Raw genomic sequence first — 18,179 nt, 5'->3', positions numbered from 1 at the left:
GATATCCTCTGTATCTAGAATAGGTGGAGCAGACAGATATGAAACAGCTTCACTAATAGGAAAAGAAGTAAGAGCACTTACAGGAAATATGACTGATATGATACTAGTAGATGGAACAGACTTCCCAGACGGAATTACAATCAACTCACTAGCAGCTAAGTTTAAGTGCCCAATTCACTTAACAAGACCAGATAAACTAACTGACATTACAGCAAAAGATATAGCTGACTGGAAGGTAGATAGTATACTTGTAGGTGGAGGAGAAAATTCAGTATCTAAATCAATATATGACGGACTGAAAGTTACTAACAAAGAAAGAATATCAGGAGCTGATAGGTACTCTACAGCAGTGAAGATATCTCAAAGACTTGATAAAATTTCAACGCCTATAGGAAAATAAATTAAATAATTTTTATAATAAAAGCTGCTATTTTATATTTTACTCTAAAAAAGCAGCTTTTATATTTATTTACTTATAAAATTATACTGAGAATAGTAATATTGTTGTAAATATACTCTAAAAAAAGAGCAGTTAAATTCAACTGCTCTTTTTTTAGAGTATATTTTTAAAAATAATTATAAACTATTTAACTCGTTTTCAACATCCTTAGATATTGAATTTTCACCACCGATAATAATGAAGTTTTTAATATTATTTTCTAGTATGTATTTTCTTGTATCTTCATTTAATTTATCAGATTTAGTAAGGAGAATAGCTGCATCATTATTTGAAGCTATTAAGCCAGAAGATAATGCATCAGCAAAATCATCACCATTCACTATCACAACAGTTTTAATATCTTTGTTTAATTCAGTTTTATAAGCATTTGCTATTTCAATTGCTGTCTTATATCTATCTTCTGAATGAATACGTTTATCACCTCTATAAGACCCATCCCAGTTTGTATCATATGTTTCAAATTCACTTGGAATAGAATCGTATCCACCAATTATATATCCGAATATTTTACCAGTGTTACCTTCAGTTCCGGTAGTTTTCAATGTGTCAAAACTATATAGACCGAAATGCTGAGACTTTGCAAGAGCTCCAGCAAAAGGAGTTGTAGTAAGTAAATCGGAAAATTTATTGTCATTTATCAATATAGCATAAGATATATCACCTCTAGGAGAATTTCCATAAAGTGATGAGTGAATTATACCGTCTACTTGTAAGTCGATGTTATCTGTATAGTATCCACCAAATAAATTATCAGTTTTTTTATTGAATATTCTTTCTGTTTTAATGCTTTTTTGCTTTAACAAGTTATCAACTTTATCTGAAAGGACATTATTATCTCCTAATAAATAAACTTTTTTTATTTTTAACCTATCCAATTCATTTACTACATTTGAAGATAAAAAATCTTTTTTGGAAATAAAATATGGAATATCAAGGCTAGAAGAAAGATAACTACCATATAGAGCCGTCTTGAAATCATTACCATTTGCTATGACGGCGGAGTCTTTATCAGAACTAAAGTTAAGAGACTTATTTACACGTACACAAGTTTCATACCTATCACCACCAGAGATTCTTGTAATATTGTTTTCACCACTAGCGAATATAGTATTAGTACTAGGAATAATGAAAGCTAAGGATAACATTAGCGCGAGTAATTTTTTCATGACTGACCTCCTATACAAAATATATCTATCAACTTAATTATAACATATATGTTTTATTAAAAATCAATTCTATTATAATTCTTGTTAATTTTTTAATATATCATTTACGACAACTTAAACAAACATTATAAAATAAAATGTTCTAATAAAAAAGTGATAAAAGATAATTAAAAATCAAAAATATTTTTTAAAATATAGACCTAGTATGTTATAATCAAATAAAAAAGTTAGGAGAGTAAGTGAATTTATGTCAGAAGAAATAAAAAAAAGTAAATCAGGTATCTCGATAGTTTTAAAGGAATTTTCATTGATACTTTTAATGATTGTTTTGTGGATGATTCCAAGTGTTTTAGAAGGTTTTTTTGGATATGATTCTAGTGAAAGTATAGAAAATATGAAACAAATACCAATTGTAGGGCAAAACGCAATCATATTGACAATAGTTACATTGTTAATAGTAGGGGTATTCATACTTATAGCTAAAAAAGTTAAAATAGGAAATTTTGATTTTTCGTTTTTTACGAAAAAGAATATAATCTTAATATTAGTTGTATTTGTACTTGGTTATGGAGTTTCTAATCTAGGATTATATGCATTAAAATTACAAGGAGTAGAAACTACTGCCAATGAAATGCTATTAAATGAATCGTTTAAAATGAATAGCAAATATTTATCATTTGTGAGTATAGTTGTCGCAGCACCTATAATTGAAGAAATAATTTTTAGAGGAGAAATAATAGGACGTGCATTTAGAGCGATTCCATTTGTGGGGATTGTTGTAAGTGCATCATTGTTTGGAATTGCACATGGTCCAACAGATATTATAAGCTTTGCAATGTACGCTGCTTTAGGATTATTTTGGGCTATAGCTTATTATAAAACGCAAAGAATAGAAGTATCTATTAGTATACACTTATTAAATAATTTAGTAGCATTTATCGGAATGTTATTTATATAGTATTATGTAATATAGTATTATAAAAAATATAATATAAAATAATAGCCGGTAATACATCAATCTACAAAATAGTATTTTTAGACTGATGTGTTACCGGCTATCTTTATTATGTAAAGATTTTTAAAATAAATATTACACTGAATTCATATATAACTTTACTAGTATGAAGTAAATTTACTAACCTACAATTTTTAAACCTACTACAGAAAGTATAATTAGGCAAATAAATGTTATTCTGAACTTGTTTTTAGGTTCATTAAATAAAAGAATTCCTAAAAGTGCACCTCCAGAAGCTCCTATTCCTGTCCAAACAGAGTATGCTATACTAGTAGGCAAAGATTTCATTGCTATGTAAAGAAATGTAAAACTAAATGTAAATGCAACGACTAATAGAAGAAAGTTTTTGATATTTCTAGTTTTATTAAAATTAGAAATTGTAAGTACTCCGAGCATTTCAAATATTCCAGCTAAAATTAATACAAACCAAATCATTTTACTCCTCCACTTCCTTTGACGTAATTTTAAGTCCAATTACAGAAATTAATAGCAAAGCTATAAAGAATATTTTTTGAGGTGAGAAAGCCTCTCCAAAAAAAAGTACACTAACTAAAGTAGTACCTATGCAGCCAATACCAACAAATAACGCATAAGCAGTACCTGTAGGTATTCTATTACTAGCGACTATTAATCCCCAGAAACTAAAAATAATACAAATAGCTGTAATTAAAAAATCAAAAACACTTCCTATTTTTCCGAGCATTATTGCCCAAGCAACTTCAAAAAGAGAAGCTATAAATAGTATAATCCAGCTTTGTGTGTTTTTATTCATATAAGTTCAACTCCCTTTCAAATTTATAAATAAAATATGTAACAAAACAATAAAATACAGCTGGCTATCTCATATTCTATCTAAGCAGTTAATTAATTGAATAGGTGAAACCTAAAAATAATTACTTAGATATAGATACAAGGTTGAGCCAGCATAAAGATCATCTGAAATCAGACTATAATAAATTTTCTTATTAAATATTATATCACAAATAAATATAGTATGGCATAAAAAATAAAATTAAGACAAAAAAATAAAATTAATATAACTAAATAAAATTAAGATAACAAAATAAAAGATCTATCTAGATGAACTAAATAGATCTTTTTATTGATATTATATCTAAATTACTCCCAAATATAACTTGTCATTGAGAGTGAACCCATTGAAAAACCTTGATTTTCAACGCTTATTTTATCGTTTTTATCTGAAGCCCCCATTGCAAATAACAGTGGAACAAAGTGTTCAAGAGTAGTAAATGGAGGATTATCAGGATTTATTACGTCATTAAATGACAAAACTTTTTCTAAATTATTCTCCAAGACACCATCTTTTATATAATTACCGAACTCTACAGCCCAGTCAAAACCTTTATCTCCTAAATCCCATTGCATCAATCTTAAATTATGGACTACATTACCGCTACAAAGTATTAGAACATTCTCATCTCTAAGAGGTCTTAATTTTTCTCCTATATTATAAAAATCCATTAAAGATGCATTGCTGTCAATACTCAATTGGACTACAGGAATATCTGCTTTTGGGAACATATGAGTAAGAACTGACCAAGTTCCATGGTCGATTCCCCAACTATTATCTATATTTGCTCCAGTGAGATTTTTAACTCTATGTGCAAGTTCATAACTTCCTGGAGAACTATACTTTACTTGATATAGTTCTTCTGGGAAACCATACATATCATATATTATTTCAGGATTTTCAGAATCATTGGTAGAAGTAGATTCGCTTACCCAATGAGCGGATATACAAAGTATATACTTTGGTTTAGCAATTAAAGTACCTAGTCTTTTCCAAGTATTTGAAAATTCGTTATCTTCTATTGTATTCATAGGTGAACCATGTCCTAAAAACATTACTGGCATTCTCATAAAATCACTCCTTTTTTATTATAGAGCTGTATATAAATAAACTATTTGATAAAATATCAAAATAAATATTTTAATATATACAGCAGTCAAATATCTATTAATTGAAAAAATACGATCTATTGAATACCCCTAAAAATTAGAGTATAATGCGAATCAATAGATACATAGGTATTTGTGGATAATTATACCCCAAATATCATAAATTATAGATTTTCAAACAATATTGATTATAAATTAGGAGTAGAATATGAAAATAGGTGGATTACAAAAATTGACGTTATTAGATTATCCGAATGAAATTGCGTGTATTGTTTTTACCCAAGGCTGCAACTTCAGGTGTCCATATTGCCATAATTCAGAATTAGTGGTAGGAGATAATACTGACGAACTTCAAGAAGATGACGTAATAGATTTTTTAAAAAAAAGAAAGAAAGTATTGGATGCAGTAGTTATTTCAGGTGGAGAACCTTTAATTCACAGCGATATTGAAGATTTTATTGATAAAATACGCAGCATTGGATACAAAATCAAATTAGATACCAACGGAAGTTTTCCAGATAAATTAAGAAAGCTTATTAAAGATGGAAAAATTGACTATGTAGCAATGGACATAAAAAATTCAAAGAAAAATTATGAAAGGGCTATTGGAATTGAACATTATAATAAAATTGAAGATATAGAAAAAAGCATAGAAATATTAAAATCAAACTCAATAGAGTTTGAACTTAGAACTACTTTAGTAAAGGGAATACACAGCAAAGAAGATATTGAATCTATGGCAAAGTGGATATCTGGAAATATGAATTACTATCTGCAAAATTATTTAGATTCTGGAGATGTTTTATTATACAGAGATGAAATTATGAATGTGCATCAGATCGAATATCTAGGCAAAAAAAATCTTGAAATTAAACTAGAAAATTTTTCAAAAGACGAACTTCAAGATATGTTGACGATTGCAAAAAGATACTGTCCAAATACGTATATTAGATAAAAAATACCTTTGAAAAAAAGCAAAAATTAATATTTTACAAAATAGCCACATACCATATATAGTATTGCATTGGATTGACAAGTGCCATATATAGTATTATCCTATAGTTAGAGATAAAAAATTGCTAGATTAAGATTTAAGTTACAAAGTGGTTTTTATTGCTAGTTATAGGAGGAGTTTGAATGCAAAATTACAAAGTATTAAAAAGGGACGGGAAAATTGACGGTTTCAATATAAAAAAAATCATGGCGGCTTTAACAAAGGCATTTGAAGCAAAACAGAAAAAATATGATGATTCTGTGATAGAGCTTTTGGCATTGAGAGTGACTGCTGATTTTAATGAAAAAATAAAAAATAATTTAATAAGTGTAGAAGATATACAGGACAGTGCAGAAAAAGTATTAAGTGAATCTGGATATCATGACGTAGCCAGAGCATATATCTTATATAGAACTAATAGAAAAAAGCTAAGGGAGATGGAATCTACACTTCTAGACTACAAGGCAGTAGTTGATGATTATGTAAAAGATTTGGATTGGAGAGTAAAGGAAAACTCAACTATTACATATTCTGTTGGAGGTTTGATTTTGTCAAATTCTGGAGCTATTACAGCAAATTATTGGCTTTCAGAAATATACGATGAAGAAATTTCAAATGCTCATAGAAATGCAGATATACATATACATGATTTATCAATGTTGACTGCGTATTGTGCAGGATGGTCACTAAGACAACTTATTGAAGAGGGGCTTGGCGGTGTTGCGGGTAAGATTACATCATCACCAGCAAAACACTTAGCTACACTATGTAATCAAATGGTAAACTTTTTAGGTATAATGCAAAATGAGTGGGCAGGGGCTCAAGCATTTTCTTCGTTTGATACTTACCTTGCTCCATTTGTAAAAAACGATAATTTGACATATGAACAAGTTAAAAAATGTATAGAATCTTTCATATATGGGGTGAATACACCTTCTCGTTGGGGAACACAGGCACCATTTTCAAATATTACACTTGATTGGGATGTTCCAAGTGACCTAGCCTATCAAAACGCAATAGTAGGCGGAAAGCAAATGCCATATAGATATATGGATTGCAAGAAAGAAATGGATATGATAAACAAGGCATTTATAGAAATAATGATAGAAGGAGATGCTGCGGGAAGAGGTTTTCAATATCCTATTCCAACATATTCAATAACAAAAGACTTTGATTGGTCAGAAACTGAAAACAACAAGTTACTATTTGAGATGACATCAAAATACGGAACACCATATTTCTCTAACTATTTAAATAGCGACATGGAACCTAGCGATGTTAGAAGTATGTGTTGTAGATTGAGATTAGATCTTAGAGAACTTAGAAAAAAGACGGGTGGATTTTTTGGAAGCGGTGAAAATACAGGCTCAATAGGAGTTGTAACAATAAATATGCCTAGAATTGCGTATCTATCAGCTAATGAAGAAGAATTTTACAACAGATTGGATAGATTGATGGATATATCTGCTAGATCTCTTGAAACAAAGAGGAAGATAGTATCAAAGCTGTTAAAAGAAGGATTTTATCCATATACTAAGAGATATCTAGAAGGTTTTGACAGCCATTTTTCTACTCTAGGGATAGTTGGAATGAATGAAGTAGGATTAAATGCAAAGTGGTTAAATGCTGATATGACAAATGAAAAAACACAAAAATTCACACAAGACGTATTAAATCACATGAGAGAACGTCTATCAGACTATCAAGAATTGTATGGTGATCTATATAACTTAGAAGCGACACCTGCAGAGTCAGCTGCATATAGACTTGCTAAATTTGACGTAGAAAAATTCCCAGGTATACATACAGCATCTGAAGAAAATGAAACACCATATTACACAAATAGTTCACATCTACCAGTAGGTTACACAGATGATGTATTCTCAGCACTAGATATACAAGATGAACTTCAGACACTATATACTTCTGGAACAGTATTTCATGCGTTTTTAGGAGAGAGATTATATGATTGGCACAATACGGCAAAATTGGTGAAGAAGATATCTGAAAACTATAAACTGCCATACTATACAATTTCACCTACATACTCAATATGTAAAAACCATGGATATATTTCAGGTGAAAAGTATGAATGTCCAGAATGTGGAGAGAGTACAGAGGTTTATAGCAGAATCACAGGGTATTACAGGCCAGTTCAAAACTGGAATAAAGGAAAAGTACAAGAATTTAAGCACAGAAAAAACTACAGCGTAAACGGATAATCAAATAAAAAACAATGCAGCTAAGCAAATTTTAAATATTAAGCAAATCTATTTTATAATAAAAATATGAATAGATTTGCTTATTTTTAAATAAAAGTAAATAAAAACATAAAAATGTTTTATTAAAATATGGTTGTTATAAAATTGCTTTTTTTATTAAACATATGCTACAATATAAAAGAAATATTAAAAATGAAACTAAAAAAACAATCGCAACTGCGTTTGTAAAATGGAGGAATTGTGAAAAGATTATATGAGAGTATACTTGAAATATACACTAAATATAAAGAAATAATAAATTATATAATTTTTGGTGGAATGACCACAGTAGTGAATTTTGTAGTGTATTTTGTCTGTATAGGCGTATTTGGATTACACTACGTTACAGGTAATGTAATAGCGTGGTTTTTGTCTGTTGTATTTGCATATGTCACAAATAGATTGTTTGTATTTGAAAAGGTAAACTCTAGCCTTTTTGGAATAATAAGAGAGATTATCTTATTTTTTGGATCAAGACTTCTTTCTGGAGCAGTAGAGACATTGTCACTGATATTAATGGTTGAAAAAATAGGAATGAGCGACAAAATATCAAAATTTATAGTAGCAATAGTAGTAGTTATACTTAACTATGTATTCAGCAAGCTATTTGTATTTAAGAAATATGATAATTAAAATTATAGATTAAAGGGGGGATTAGGCATTGTTTTTGTCTGTTGTAGTACCATGTTACAATGAAGAGGATGTAGTTGAGGAATTTTATACTGTAGTTTCTAAAATAATTGAAGAAAATGACAAATTTACAAAACATGAATTTGTATTTATAGATGATGGATCTAAAGACAAGACTTTAGAAATAATAAAAAATCTTAGGGAAAAAGATGAGTCTGTACGTTTTGTTTCTTTCTCAAGAAACTTCGGAAAAGAAGCTGGAATATACGCTGGATTGAAAGAATCTAGAGGAGAATTAGTAGTATTAATAGATGCAGACCTACAACATCCTCCTGAAATTATGGGTGAAATGGCTGAGAAAATAATAAATGAAAATTACGATAGTGTAGGAGCTGTTAGAGAAAATAGAGATGGTGAAGGAAAGATAAGAAGTTTTCTATCTAGAACGTTTTATAAATTTATAAATTCTATATCTGACACTCAAATTGTAGAAAACTCAACTGATTATAGAATGATGAGCAGACAATTTGTAAATTCAGTATTGGATTTATCTGAATACAATAGATTTACAAAAGGTATTTTCTGTTGGGTAGGATTTAATAATGCCGAGATTAAATATAAAAATATTGAGAGAAAATCGGGAAATAGCAAGTGGAGTTTTAACAAACTGTTCAAATATTCGATAGAGGGAATTGTGTCATTTTCGACATTTCCACTAGTTCTATCAAGTTTTCTAGGTATTTTATGTTTTGTAGTGTCATTTGTAATGTTGATACTATATTTTATGAAATTTATAATATTTGGAGAAGTTGTAAAGGGATTTCCGACACTTATTTGTTCAATGTTTTTTCTTGGAGGGATACAGTTATTGTGCATAGGTATACTGGGACAATATCTATCTAGGTCGTATTTAGAAGTAAAAAATAGACCTATATATATACCAAAAGAAACATCTGAAGAATTAAATAAATACAAATAAAATAAAATTTTTGAAATTTGTTTTAAATATATCAAAATAACCATCCTACTTACATGAGGGTGGTTATTTTGATATATAGAGTATTTTTATTAGATGTATAGGGAAAATTATGCAAAAATGATTTAAATATTCCAAAATTATAGAATTTTGCAAAAAAAGTTTATTTAGAGTATAATTAAAGCGAGGAGGGATGCAAAATGATAGAATTCGAAAACATTTCTAAAAAATACCCCAACGGAAAGGTAGCTGTTGAAGACATCAACCTAAAATTTGAAACTGGAGAATTTATATGTCTAATAGGTACCTCAGGAAGCGGAAAGACGACGTGCATGAGGATGATAAACAGAATGCTAGAACCAAGCACGGGCAAGATACTAATTGATGGAAAAGATATACTAGAGTACAATGAGGTGGATCTAAGAAGGCATATTGGATACGTTATTCAGCAAATTGGGCTAATGCCTCACATGACTATTTATCAAAATATTGTCATGGTGCCTAAATTGTTGAAATGGTCTGAAGAAAAGATGAGGGCTGTAGCAGAAGAATTAATCGATAGAGTAGACTTACCTAGGAGCTTTTTGGACAGGTATCCATCAGAGCTTTCAGGAGGGCAGCAACAGAGAATAGGTGTAATTAGGGCTCTTGCAGCAGATCAAAACATTATACTAATGGATGAGCCTTTTGGAGCACTAGACCCACTTACTAGAGAATCTCTACAAAAGTTGGTAAAGAAGCTGCAAGTTGAATTAGGAAAAACAGTTGTTTTTGTAACACATGATATAGACGAAGCTATTAAGCTGGGAGATAAAGTGGCTATTATGGACTCGGGTAGCGTTGTACAATTCGATACGGTAGAGAATATACTTTTAAACCCTGCAAATGATTTTGTTAAAAACTTAATTGGTGAAGATAGATTAAATGAAGCACAATTTAATATTGACGTAGTAGAAAATATAATGATGAGAAATCCATATACTATTAACGTTAATGACAAAGCCTCTAATATCTTGACTATGATGCATAAAAATAGAGTCGATACATTATTCGTTGTGGATGATGAACATAAATTACTGGGAGTAGTAGATATATTTGATTCAAGAAAGAGTATATTTAAAGGTGAACATATAAAAGACTTTATGAAACATGCAGAATCAATCAGTGTAGACACAAAAGTAAAAGATGCTGCATACTATATAAATACGCTTCAGTATAGAAACTTACCTGTTGTAAACGATGATAATGTATTAGTTGGTATTGTCACTAGAGCCGTAATTGTTGACTGTGTTTATGAAAACTTTTGGAAAGGATACATACCAGAAGACGAGCAACATGAGGAAGAATAGGAGGCGATACGTATGATTGACGTTATTATGCAAAACTATGATCAATTGATATTAAAAATAGGAGAGCATTTATTGATATCTTTCTTGGCGTTACTTTTAGGAGTAGTTGTCGCAGTACCAATTGGAGTGGTATTAGTAAAAAATAAGAAGATGTCAAGTTTTGTAATTTCTATAGCATCGATATTACAGACTATACCATCATTAGCATTACTTGCTATAATGGTACCAATTTTTGGGATTGGTAAAACACCAGGAGTATTTGCAATATTTATATATTCTCTATTACCGATTTTGAGAAATACATATTTGGGAATGGATGGTGTTGATAAAGACACATTAGATGCAGCAAAAGGCATGGGAATGACATTTTGGCAAAGAATAATAAGTATACAAGTTCCGTTAGCAGCACCGGTTATAATGTCTGGGATCAGACTATCAGCAGTGTATGTAATTTCATGGACAACACTTGCATCTTACATAGGTGCGGGTGGGCTGGGAGACTTTATATTCATAGGATTAAATACATTTAATATACCTATGATAGTAATGGGAGCTGTACCAGTTACAATACTTGCATTGCTAGTAGACTTTATACTAGGAAAAATCGAAAAATTTGTAAAACCAAAGACAAGTTCATTTAACGGCAAAAAATCATCAAATCAAGATGGTGATGAAAATTTTAATAATTTAGCTAAAGATAACATGGGAGAGGGGTGTTAATTATGAAAAATAATTTTTTAAAAAAAATACTGACTTCTCTTGCAGTTGTAATAGCGTGTACATCTCTTACAGCTTGCTCTCTACCGGGTCTTGGTGGAAGTGTAAAAGATGATATAGTAATAGCAGGTGGAAACACTACAGAAAGACAGATAACATCAGAGATAGTAGCTCAGATGATAAAACATTATAAAAAAGATGCAAATACATCTATAATAAATAACTTAGGATCTACAATGCTTGTGTTTCAGACTCTAACAGGCGGAGAAGCCAATGTATCAGGCTGTATGTATACAGGGACTTCTTTGACAGGTGAACTTGGACTTCCAGCTACTACAGATGCTAAAAAAGCAGAAGAACAAGTAGTAAAGGGATACAGTGACAAGTTTAATATTACTTGGTTCCCATCTTATGGGTTTGAAAATACATACGCTTTTATGGTTAGAAGAGACTTTGCAGAAAAAAATAATTTAAAAACGGTTAGTGATTTGCAAAAACTAGCTCCTCAAATAATGGCAGGCGTTGACAGTAGTTGGACGAAGAGAGAGGGCGATGGATACGAAGCTTTTAAGCAAAAGTATGGATTCGATTTTAAATCTGTGTATCCAATGGAAATAGGATTAGTATACAACGCTGTAAATAGAGGAGAGATGGATGTAGTATTAGGATACTCTACTGACGGAAGAATAAATGCCTATGACTTAGTTTTATTAGAAGATGATAAACAATTATTTCCACCATATAACGGAAGCCCTGCAGCTACGAATGAACTCTTAAAAAAATATCCTGAAATAGAAGAAATTCTTCTAAAACTTGAAGGTGTTATTGATAGTAAAACTATGCAGGAATTAAATCAAATGTCTGATGGAGATAAAATAGAGCCAAATATAGTGGCAAAAAAATTCTTGGAAAAGAATAACTACTTTGAAAGTAAAAAGCCAACGCCACTATCTGAAAGACCTCTATATAAAGATCTTAATAAAGATAAAAACTAAGGAAGTGATGGAGAATGAAAGAATTATTAAATTACTATATGGTAAATGGAAGTTACGTATGGATACAATTTTTTAAACATTTTCTAATGTCAGTATACGGAGTAATTTTTGCCAGCATAATCGCAATACCATTAGGAATGTATATATCTAGAAGCAGAAGATTATCTTCGGTTACACTAGGGATAGCCAATGTAATTCAGACAATACCATCGCTTGCGATGTTGTCTATTTTGATGGTAGCCTTAGGGTTAGGGGCAGACACAGTAGTTGCAACTGTATTTTTATACTCATTGTTACCTATATTAAAAAATACATGTACTGGACTTGAAAGTGTTGATAAAAATATTCTAGACGTTGCAAAGGGAATGGGAATGACAAAAATGCAGGTTCTTCTTAAAGTAAAAGTACCTCTAGCACTATCCGTAATAATGGGTGGAATTAGAAATGCACTTGTACTTGCAGTGGGTATTACTACAATAGGTACTTTTATAGGAGCAGGAGGACTGGGAGATATAATTTCAAGAGGTATAAATGTCAGTGATGGTAGCTATATAATATGGGCAGGAACTATACCAACAGCTTTTATGGCAGTATTCTTTGACCTAGTATTAGGAAAATTAGAAAAAAAATTGACAAAAAGAGCAGAATAAAATAAATAAGAAATTAAAACGAAATAAAAAACAGATAAACAATATATTAGATTGAAACGAAAAAGAAAACAGATAAACAAAACAGATAAACAAGATATTAGATTGAAATAAAAGATATAAGGAAAAAAGATTAGTAGTGAAAGGGGATTACTGAAATGGCAATAGTAGAACTAACTGTTTGCCCACTTGGGACTGCTACTACAAGTGCAAGCAAATACGTAGCAGGAGCTCAAAAAATATTGGCTGAACAAGATAAAGTCAAGTATCTATTAAATCCTATGGGAACAGTAATGGAAGGCGATATTGATGAAATATTCAAGCTGATAAGAACAATACAAGAAGATGTGTTCGATAAAGGAATAGAAAGAGTGTATTCCATTATAAAAGTTGATGATAGAAGAGATAAAATATCATCAATGGAGCAAAAGCTAGAATCAGTAAACAAAAAACTATAGAACAAAATACTAAAAATAAATAAAATATTAAAACTATAGAATAAATATTATAAAATAACATATAATATTACTAATACGATTAAAATTTTAAATACTGGAGAATAGTTCAATGTATATATGACTACAATCTCCAGTATTTTTATGCGAAAAATACTGTTAAAAAGTGTGTTATACTATTAAATGAAAATATTTATAAATTTTTTTTGGAAAACTTATGGAAAACTTAAGTTTTTTTGAGGTGTATATTTTAGAAATTTGTGTTATTATAGTTAGTCGAAAGTGATTGGAGGAATATAAATGAACTTTGAAATTTATGCGGATGAGATAATATCATCTGAACCGATTAGGATTATTTTTAGCAATAAAATAAAAAGTGAAAACGAATATATAAAAGTAAAAATAAATGTTACAAACTTGAAGGGAAAAGAAATTTATCAAGTAGAGAAATTCACAGATAAGCAAGTTTTTCATGAAAATATTGAAAAAGATGATATTAAAAGAACACTAATTGAACTTATGAGTGATTACAAACAATTATCAGCAGTATCCTCTGAATACAGTATTGATATGAGAATTTCAAAAAAAGGTAAAATATTCTTCTCTAAAAAGGAGCAAAAAAACAAAATAAAAGAGGATATCTCTCACAATAAACAGAAGAATTACATAATAAAAGAAGGAATGGATGTAGCACCACTTATTGATTTGGGTGTATTTACACCAAAAGGAAAAGTAATAAATTCTAAATACGATAAATATAAACAAATAAATAGATTTGTTGAAATAGTTGATGATGAAGTAAAAAAAATAGAAAAAGAATATCAAAATGACGAGAGTAAAGTTCTACACATACTAGATTTTGGATGTGGTAAGTCATATTTGACTTTTATACTTTATTATTACTTTACTGAAATTAAAAAAATAAATGTAAAAATTACAGGATTAGATTTAAAAAAAGACGTCATAAACAATTGTAATGAAATAGCAAAAAAATATAAATATGACAATCTACATTTTGAGTTGGGAGATATAAATGGTTATAAATACAATGATAATGTAGATATTGTATTGACACTACACGCTTGTGATACGGCTACAGACTATGCTTTATACAATGCAATAAAATGGAATGCAAAGATAATATTTTCAGTTCCGTGTTGTCAACATGAAATCAACTCCACTATTAATACTTCCAAGTTCGATATATTAACGAAGTACGGTCTGATTAAAGAGAAAGTATCATCTTTATTTACAGATGCTGTTAGAGCAAACATGATGGAAGCAATGGGGTATAAGACTCAACTACTTGAATTTATAGACGAGCAACATTCCCCAAAAAACATACTAATTAGATCAGTAAAATCCAATGTGAGCAAAGATAAGAGAAAAAAAGCTATAGAACAAATAGAGAGATTAAAAGAAGAATTCAACTTTGAACAGACACTATATAGTTTGTTGGCAGAGGACGTAAATAAACTGTTATGATTTTGTAATTGAAAATATAGCTAAATTGTATTATATTAGATTAGTGCAGATAAAATCTAACGTAAAAAAGGTTTTTTAAAAATTTTCTTATTTTTATTAACAACCTATAATGATTATGATAGCAGAGGTATATAATGAGTAAATTAAAATATATTATTCCTTCCGTTATAGTACCGATAGTAATAGGTGTGGCATTCACTTTTGGTTTTGACGGATATATAAAAAATAAAGATACGGAAATGCTAAAGACAAAAGATCTATACCCAATACTCCATGACACACAAAGTCTAGTAAAAGACAAAGGGGTATTCGCAAATGATTATTTAGCAAATGAAGGTTATATGTTGTTGATGGGTTCATCCGAGCTAAGTCACTCAACAAGACAACACCCGGATTTATACTTTAATACAGGAAGGACAAAAGTAGGAGCTATAACAATAGGTAGAGCTTATACTCAGTCACTACAACATGCGACTGTCGTAGGCAGCCTAGATCCTAATATAAAAGATAAAAAAGCTGTATTGCTATTATCCATGCAGTGGTTTATGGATAAAGAAGGTGTAACAAAAAATCACTTCCAAACAAGATTTTCGCCAGTACAGTTTTATAGTTTTATGAATAACTCAAAAATATCTCATAAAACAAAAATGAAATTCGCAAACAGAGTCAAAGAATTACTTGGCGATGATGCAGGAGAATACAAGGCAGAGGTAATGTATGCAAAAATGTACACAGATAACTCTGCTGGAAATAGTATAATGAAAACTATGTTCAAGCCATATTTTGCTGCTAGAGAATATATGGTTGGAATGAAAGATAAAGGTCTTCTTTTCAAAAAACTGGTAAAAGAATATGACAAAACGAATAAAACTCATGATATAAAAGGAAAAATAAACTGGGAAAAAGAAAAAGAAGATGCAAAAAGAGATGCTATGACAAGAGTAGGGAAAAAAATTGGTACTCTAGGTGGCAAGAAAATGTACGTTGATAAGGGATACTACAGAGAGTACATTAAAAAGAAAGATCACTATTTCAAAGACTTTTATAGCTATGTAAATTTGACGGATTCAAAAGAATACGGAGATTTAGAAATATTCATGGATGTGTGTAAAGATCTTGAAATAGAACCAGTAATAGTATTAGTACCTGGTATGGAAGAATTTTACGATTATGCTGGTATAAATAAAGAAGAAAGAAATGCATACTACAAAAAGGTAGAATCAGAGATAAAACCATACAAACACAAATTAATCGATTTGAGATCGTATGAAAATAAAAGATACTATTTGAGAGATATAATGCATATAGGTACTATGGGATGGGTAGACCTGTGTGAAAGACTCTATAATATTTATGAAAGGTAGGAAAATAAATGGATGATAAAAAAAGATACTTAATAATGGCAATCACAATTACGGTAACAATAGTTTTGTGTGTCGTGGTGTTCTCTATACTTCCATTTAAAGAACTTCCATTTATATATAACGAATTTTAAGAGGAGGTCGTAATATGATTAATATTGTAAAAGGTGTAAAAAAATACGCTAACACTGATAGAATAGCTGTTATATGCGGAGATAATCAAATAAGTTACAAAGAACTTGATCAATATTCAGATGTGATAGCTAATTACATCTTGAAAAAGTATGACTCTAAAATTCCTGTAGCAATATATGGAAATAAAGATGAACTGATTATATCATGTATGATAGGAGCACTTAAATCTGGTAGAGCATATGTACCTATGGATATTTCTTTTCCTGAAAAAAGGGTAAATGACGTAGTTCTAGCAGTTGAACCTGAAGTGATATTTGATTTTTCAGGAGAGGGACTTTTCTTTGATGAAGAAAACAATCTAAAAGAAGCATATAAAAACATAGAAATAATAGACAAGAAAAAATTGGAAGAATTAATATTTGCAAATTTATCAAGTGAACTATCAAAAGAAGTTGATGAAAAAATATGGGTAAAAGATGATGAAGATTCATATATACTATTCACTTCTGGATCAACTGGAAAGCCTAAAGGTGTACAAATCAGTCCATATAATCTAGATAGTTTTATGAGATGGATGAGTCCAATACTAGGATTAGATGGAAGTGAAAAGGTAGTAATGGATCAACCTGCCTATTCATTTGACTTGAGTGTATCTCAACTTTATCCTGGAATTGCAAACGGAGCTACACTTTACTCGCTTCACAAAAATGTAGTTGCTGATTTTAGCAAGTTATTTGCAGCATTAAAAAAATCAAATATTGATGTATGGGTTTCTACTCCTTCATTTTCAGGAATGTGTCTAGCTGACAAAGAATTTAATGAAAACTTACTTCCTAATCTTAGAAAAATGTTGTTTATAGGTGAAGTATTGCCTGTAGGAGTAGCAAAAAAACTTAGAGAGAGATTCCCAAAGGTAGATGTAATAAATGGATATGGACCTACAGAAGCAACAGTAGGCATTAGCCACGTGGTAATCACTGACGAACATATAAATTCAGGAACAACTCTTCCAGTCGGCGTACCAATGCCAAATTGTAAGATAAAAATAATAGATGATGCTGGAGTTGAGTTACCTAATGGAGAGGAAGGTGAGATTGTAATAATTGGACCTTCTGTATCAAAAGGATATTATAAAAATGAAGAAAAAACACAAGATAGTTTTTATATAGAAAGCATAGACCCAGGTCTTGAACACGATGAAGAAAAAGAAATAGACAAACTAAGATTTAGAGCTTACAAAACAGGAGATATCGGAATGATATTACCTGATGGAAATATTAAGTACAAAGGAAGAAAAGACTTCCAGATTAAATTAAATGGTTACAGAATAGAACTTGAAGATATAGAATACAATCTAAGAAAAATTGAAAACGTAAAAAATGCTGTAGTATTACCTGTTTATAAAAATGAAAAAATAATGTACTTAAAAGGAATAGTAGAGCTAGAAAAAGAAAATGACTTAGGTAACCTAAAAAATGGTATAGCAATAAAAAAATCACTTGCAAAACTGATTCCAGACTATATGGTACCTAGAAGTATAGCAGTAATTAAATCATTCCCAATGAATACAAATGGGAAAATAGATAGGAAAAAACTTTCGGAAGAATTGTAAT

General features: G+C 30.0%; 18 protein-coding genes. 14 read left to right on the top strand and 4 right to left on the bottom strand.

What is annotated here, in order from left to right; genetic code table 11:
* Window positions 1–88: 88 nt before the first annotated feature.
* On the top strand, window positions 89–400 hold the full coding sequence (locus C0982_RS05485) for a cell wall-binding repeat-containing protein (protein ID WP_408633995.1): 312 nt from the start codon (window positions 89–91) through the stop codon (window positions 398–400).
* Between the two features lie 176 nt (window positions 401–576).
* On the opposite strand, the gene C0982_RS05480 is transcribed toward C0982_RS05485, so the two are convergent.
* Window positions 577–1,626 carry a cell wall-binding repeat-containing protein gene (locus C0982_RS05480; RefSeq protein WP_101773262.1) on the bottom strand — a complete coding sequence of 350 codons (1,050 nt, stop codon included), beginning with the start codon at window positions 1,624–1,626 and terminating at the stop codon, window positions 577–579.
* Window positions 1,627–1,873: 247 nt separating this feature from the next.
* Here C0982_RS05480 and C0982_RS05475 point away from each other — a divergent pair, with 247 nt between their 5' ends.
* A complete protein-coding gene (locus C0982_RS05475) occupies window positions 1,874–2,584 on the top strand; it encodes a CPBP family intramembrane glutamic endopeptidase (RefSeq protein ID WP_101773261.1) in 711 nt (236 codons plus the stop codon).
* Between the two features lie 177 nt (window positions 2,585–2,761).
* On the opposite strand, the gene C0982_RS05470 is transcribed toward C0982_RS05475, so the two are convergent.
* The 3 genes from C0982_RS05470 to ygiD form a co-directional block, all read right to left on the bottom strand.
* On the bottom strand, window positions 2,762–3,076 hold the full coding sequence (locus C0982_RS05470) for a DMT family transporter (RefSeq protein WP_101773260.1): 315 nt from the start codon (window positions 3,074–3,076) through the stop codon (window positions 2,762–2,764).
* A 1-nt stretch (window position 3,077) separates the two neighbouring features.
* Complete coding sequence (locus C0982_RS05465; protein WP_101773259.1) at window positions 3,078–3,413, bottom strand: DMT family transporter; 336 nt, start codon at window positions 3,411–3,413, stop codon at window positions 3,078–3,080.
* Between the two features lie 347 nt (window positions 3,414–3,760).
* Window positions 3,761–4,522, bottom strand: coding sequence for a 4,5-DOPA-extradiol-dioxygenase (gene ygiD, locus C0982_RS05460; RefSeq protein ID WP_101773258.1), 762 nt, complete (start codon window positions 4,520–4,522; stop codon window positions 3,761–3,763).
* Between the two features lie 247 nt (window positions 4,523–4,769).
* On the opposite strand from ygiD, the gene C0982_RS05455 reads away from it, so the two are divergent.
* The 12 genes from C0982_RS05455 to dltA all read left to right on the top strand — a co-directional run bounded on the left by C0982_RS05455 (window position 4,770) and on the right by dltA (window position 18,178).
* The gene (locus C0982_RS05455) at window positions 4,770–5,516 is read left to right on the top strand and encodes an anaerobic ribonucleoside-triphosphate reductase activating protein (RefSeq protein WP_101773257.1); all 747 of its coding nucleotides are present in this window, start codon (window positions 4,770–4,772) and stop codon (window positions 5,514–5,516) included.
* A gap of 182 nt (window positions 5,517–5,698) precedes the next feature.
* Window positions 5,699–7,777, top strand: a complete 2,079-nt coding sequence (locus C0982_RS05450) for a ribonucleoside triphosphate reductase (RefSeq protein ID WP_101773256.1) — start codon at window positions 5,699–5,701, stop codon at window positions 7,775–7,777.
* 240 nt (window positions 7,778–8,017) lie between these two features.
* Window positions 8,018–8,449 carry a GtrA family protein gene (locus C0982_RS05445; RefSeq protein ID WP_101773255.1) on the top strand — a complete coding sequence of 144 codons (432 nt, stop codon included), beginning with the start codon at window positions 8,018–8,020 and terminating at the stop codon, window positions 8,447–8,449.
* A 28-nt stretch (window positions 8,450–8,477) separates the two neighbouring features.
* The gene (locus C0982_RS05440) at window positions 8,478–9,425 is read left to right on the top strand and encodes a glycosyltransferase family 2 protein (RefSeq protein WP_101773254.1); all 948 of its coding nucleotides are present in this window, start codon (window positions 8,478–8,480) and stop codon (window positions 9,423–9,425) included.
* Between the two features lie 197 nt (window positions 9,426–9,622).
* Window positions 9,623–10,771, top strand: coding sequence for an ABC transporter ATP-binding protein (locus C0982_RS05435; protein WP_101773253.1), 1,149 nt, complete (start codon window positions 9,623–9,625; stop codon window positions 10,769–10,771).
* Window positions 10,772–10,783: 12 nt separating this feature from the next.
* Window positions 10,784–11,491 carry an ABC transporter permease gene (locus C0982_RS05430; RefSeq protein ID WP_101773252.1) on the top strand — a complete coding sequence of 236 codons (708 nt, stop codon included), beginning with the start codon at window positions 10,784–10,786 and terminating at the stop codon, window positions 11,489–11,491.
* 2 nt (window positions 11,492–11,493) lie between these two features.
* Window positions 11,494–12,483 carry an osmoprotectant ABC transporter substrate-binding protein gene (locus C0982_RS05425; protein ID WP_101773251.1) on the top strand — a complete coding sequence of 330 codons (990 nt, stop codon included), beginning with the start codon at window positions 11,494–11,496 and terminating at the stop codon, window positions 12,481–12,483.
* Window positions 12,484–12,497: 14 nt separating this feature from the next.
* A complete protein-coding gene (locus C0982_RS05420) occupies window positions 12,498–13,133 on the top strand; it encodes an ABC transporter permease (RefSeq protein WP_101773250.1) in 636 nt (211 codons plus the stop codon).
* A 155-nt stretch (window positions 13,134–13,288) separates the two neighbouring features.
* Window positions 13,289–13,588 carry an MTH1187 family thiamine-binding protein gene (locus tag C0982_RS05415; RefSeq protein WP_101773249.1) on the top strand — a complete coding sequence of 100 codons (300 nt, stop codon included), beginning with the start codon at window positions 13,289–13,291 and terminating at the stop codon, window positions 13,586–13,588.
* Window positions 13,589–13,885: 297 nt separating this feature from the next.
* Window positions 13,886–15,070: a class I SAM-dependent methyltransferase gene (locus C0982_RS05410; RefSeq protein WP_101773248.1), complete on the top strand. Its 1,185-nt coding sequence runs from the start codon at window positions 13,886–13,888 to the stop codon at window positions 15,068–15,070.
* Window positions 15,071–15,204: 134 nt separating this feature from the next.
* On the top strand, window positions 15,205–16,434 hold the full coding sequence (gene dltD / locus C0982_RS05405) for a D-alanyl-lipoteichoic acid biosynthesis protein DltD (RefSeq protein WP_101773247.1): 1,230 nt from the start codon (window positions 15,205–15,207) through the stop codon (window positions 16,432–16,434).
* Between the two features lie 145 nt (window positions 16,435–16,579).
* A complete protein-coding gene (gene dltA, locus C0982_RS05400; protein WP_101773246.1) occupies window positions 16,580–18,178 on the top strand; it encodes a D-alanine--poly(phosphoribitol) ligase subunit DltA in 1,599 nt (532 codons plus the stop codon).
* Window position 18,179 lies beyond the last annotated feature (1 nt).

The sequence above is a fragment of the Peptostreptococcus faecalis genome, from assembly GCF_900240845.1.
Lineage (GTDB): Bacteria > Bacillota > Clostridia > Peptostreptococcales > Peptostreptococcaceae > Peptostreptococcus > Peptostreptococcus faecalis.
Note: the sequence above shows the minus strand (reverse complement) of the source record. Positions and strands in the feature narration are given on the sequence as shown.

What these genes read in the sequence shown, in the direction of transcription:
- C0982_RS05425 (WP_101773251.1), top strand. Translation starts at nt 11,494, where the DNA reads ATGAAAAATAATTTTTTAAAAAAAATACTGACTTCTCTTGCAGTTGTA.
- C0982_RS05435 (WP_101773253.1), top strand. Translation starts at nt 9,623, where the DNA reads ATGATAGAATTCGAAAACATTTCTAAAAAATACCCCAACGGAAAGGTA.
- C0982_RS05485 (WP_408633995.1), top strand. Translation starts at nt 89, where the DNA reads ATGACTGATATGATACTAGTAGATGGAACAGACTTCCCAGACGGAATT.
- dltA (WP_101773246.1), top strand. Translation starts at nt 16,580, where the DNA reads ATGATTAATATTGTAAAAGGTGTAAAAAAATACGCTAACACTGATAGA.
- C0982_RS05420 (WP_101773250.1), top strand. Translation starts at nt 12,498, where the DNA reads ATGAAAGAATTATTAAATTACTATATGGTAAATGGAAGTTACGTATGG.
- C0982_RS05465 (WP_101773259.1), bottom strand. Translation starts at nt 3,413, where the DNA reads ATGAATAAAAACACACAAAGCTGGATTATACTATTTATAGCTTCTCTT.
- C0982_RS05415 (WP_101773249.1), top strand. Translation starts at nt 13,289, where the DNA reads ATGGCAATAGTAGAACTAACTGTTTGCCCACTTGGGACTGCTACTACA.
- dltD (WP_101773247.1), top strand. Translation starts at nt 15,205, where the DNA reads ATGAGTAAATTAAAATATATTATTCCTTCCGTTATAGTACCGATAGTA.
- C0982_RS05475 (WP_101773261.1), top strand. Translation starts at nt 1,874, where the DNA reads ATGTCAGAAGAAATAAAAAAAAGTAAATCAGGTATCTCGATAGTTTTA.
- C0982_RS05455 (WP_101773257.1), top strand. Translation starts at nt 4,770, where the DNA reads ATGAAAATAGGTGGATTACAAAAATTGACGTTATTAGATTATCCGAAT.
- C0982_RS05450 (WP_101773256.1), top strand. Translation starts at nt 5,699, where the DNA reads ATGCAAAATTACAAAGTATTAAAAAGGGACGGGAAAATTGACGGTTTC.
- ygiD (WP_101773258.1), bottom strand. Translation starts at nt 4,522, where the DNA reads ATGAGAATGCCAGTAATGTTTTTAGGACATGGTTCACCTATGAATACA.
- C0982_RS05480 (WP_101773262.1), bottom strand. Translation starts at nt 1,626, where the DNA reads ATGAAAAAATTACTCGCGCTAATGTTATCCTTAGCTTTCATTATTCCT.
- C0982_RS05470 (WP_101773260.1), bottom strand. Translation starts at nt 3,076, where the DNA reads ATGATTTGGTTTGTATTAATTTTAGCTGGAATATTTGAAATGCTCGGA.
- C0982_RS05410 (WP_101773248.1), top strand. Translation starts at nt 13,886, where the DNA reads ATGAACTTTGAAATTTATGCGGATGAGATAATATCATCTGAACCGATT.
- C0982_RS05430 (WP_101773252.1), top strand. Translation starts at nt 10,784, where the DNA reads ATGATTGACGTTATTATGCAAAACTATGATCAATTGATATTAAAAATA.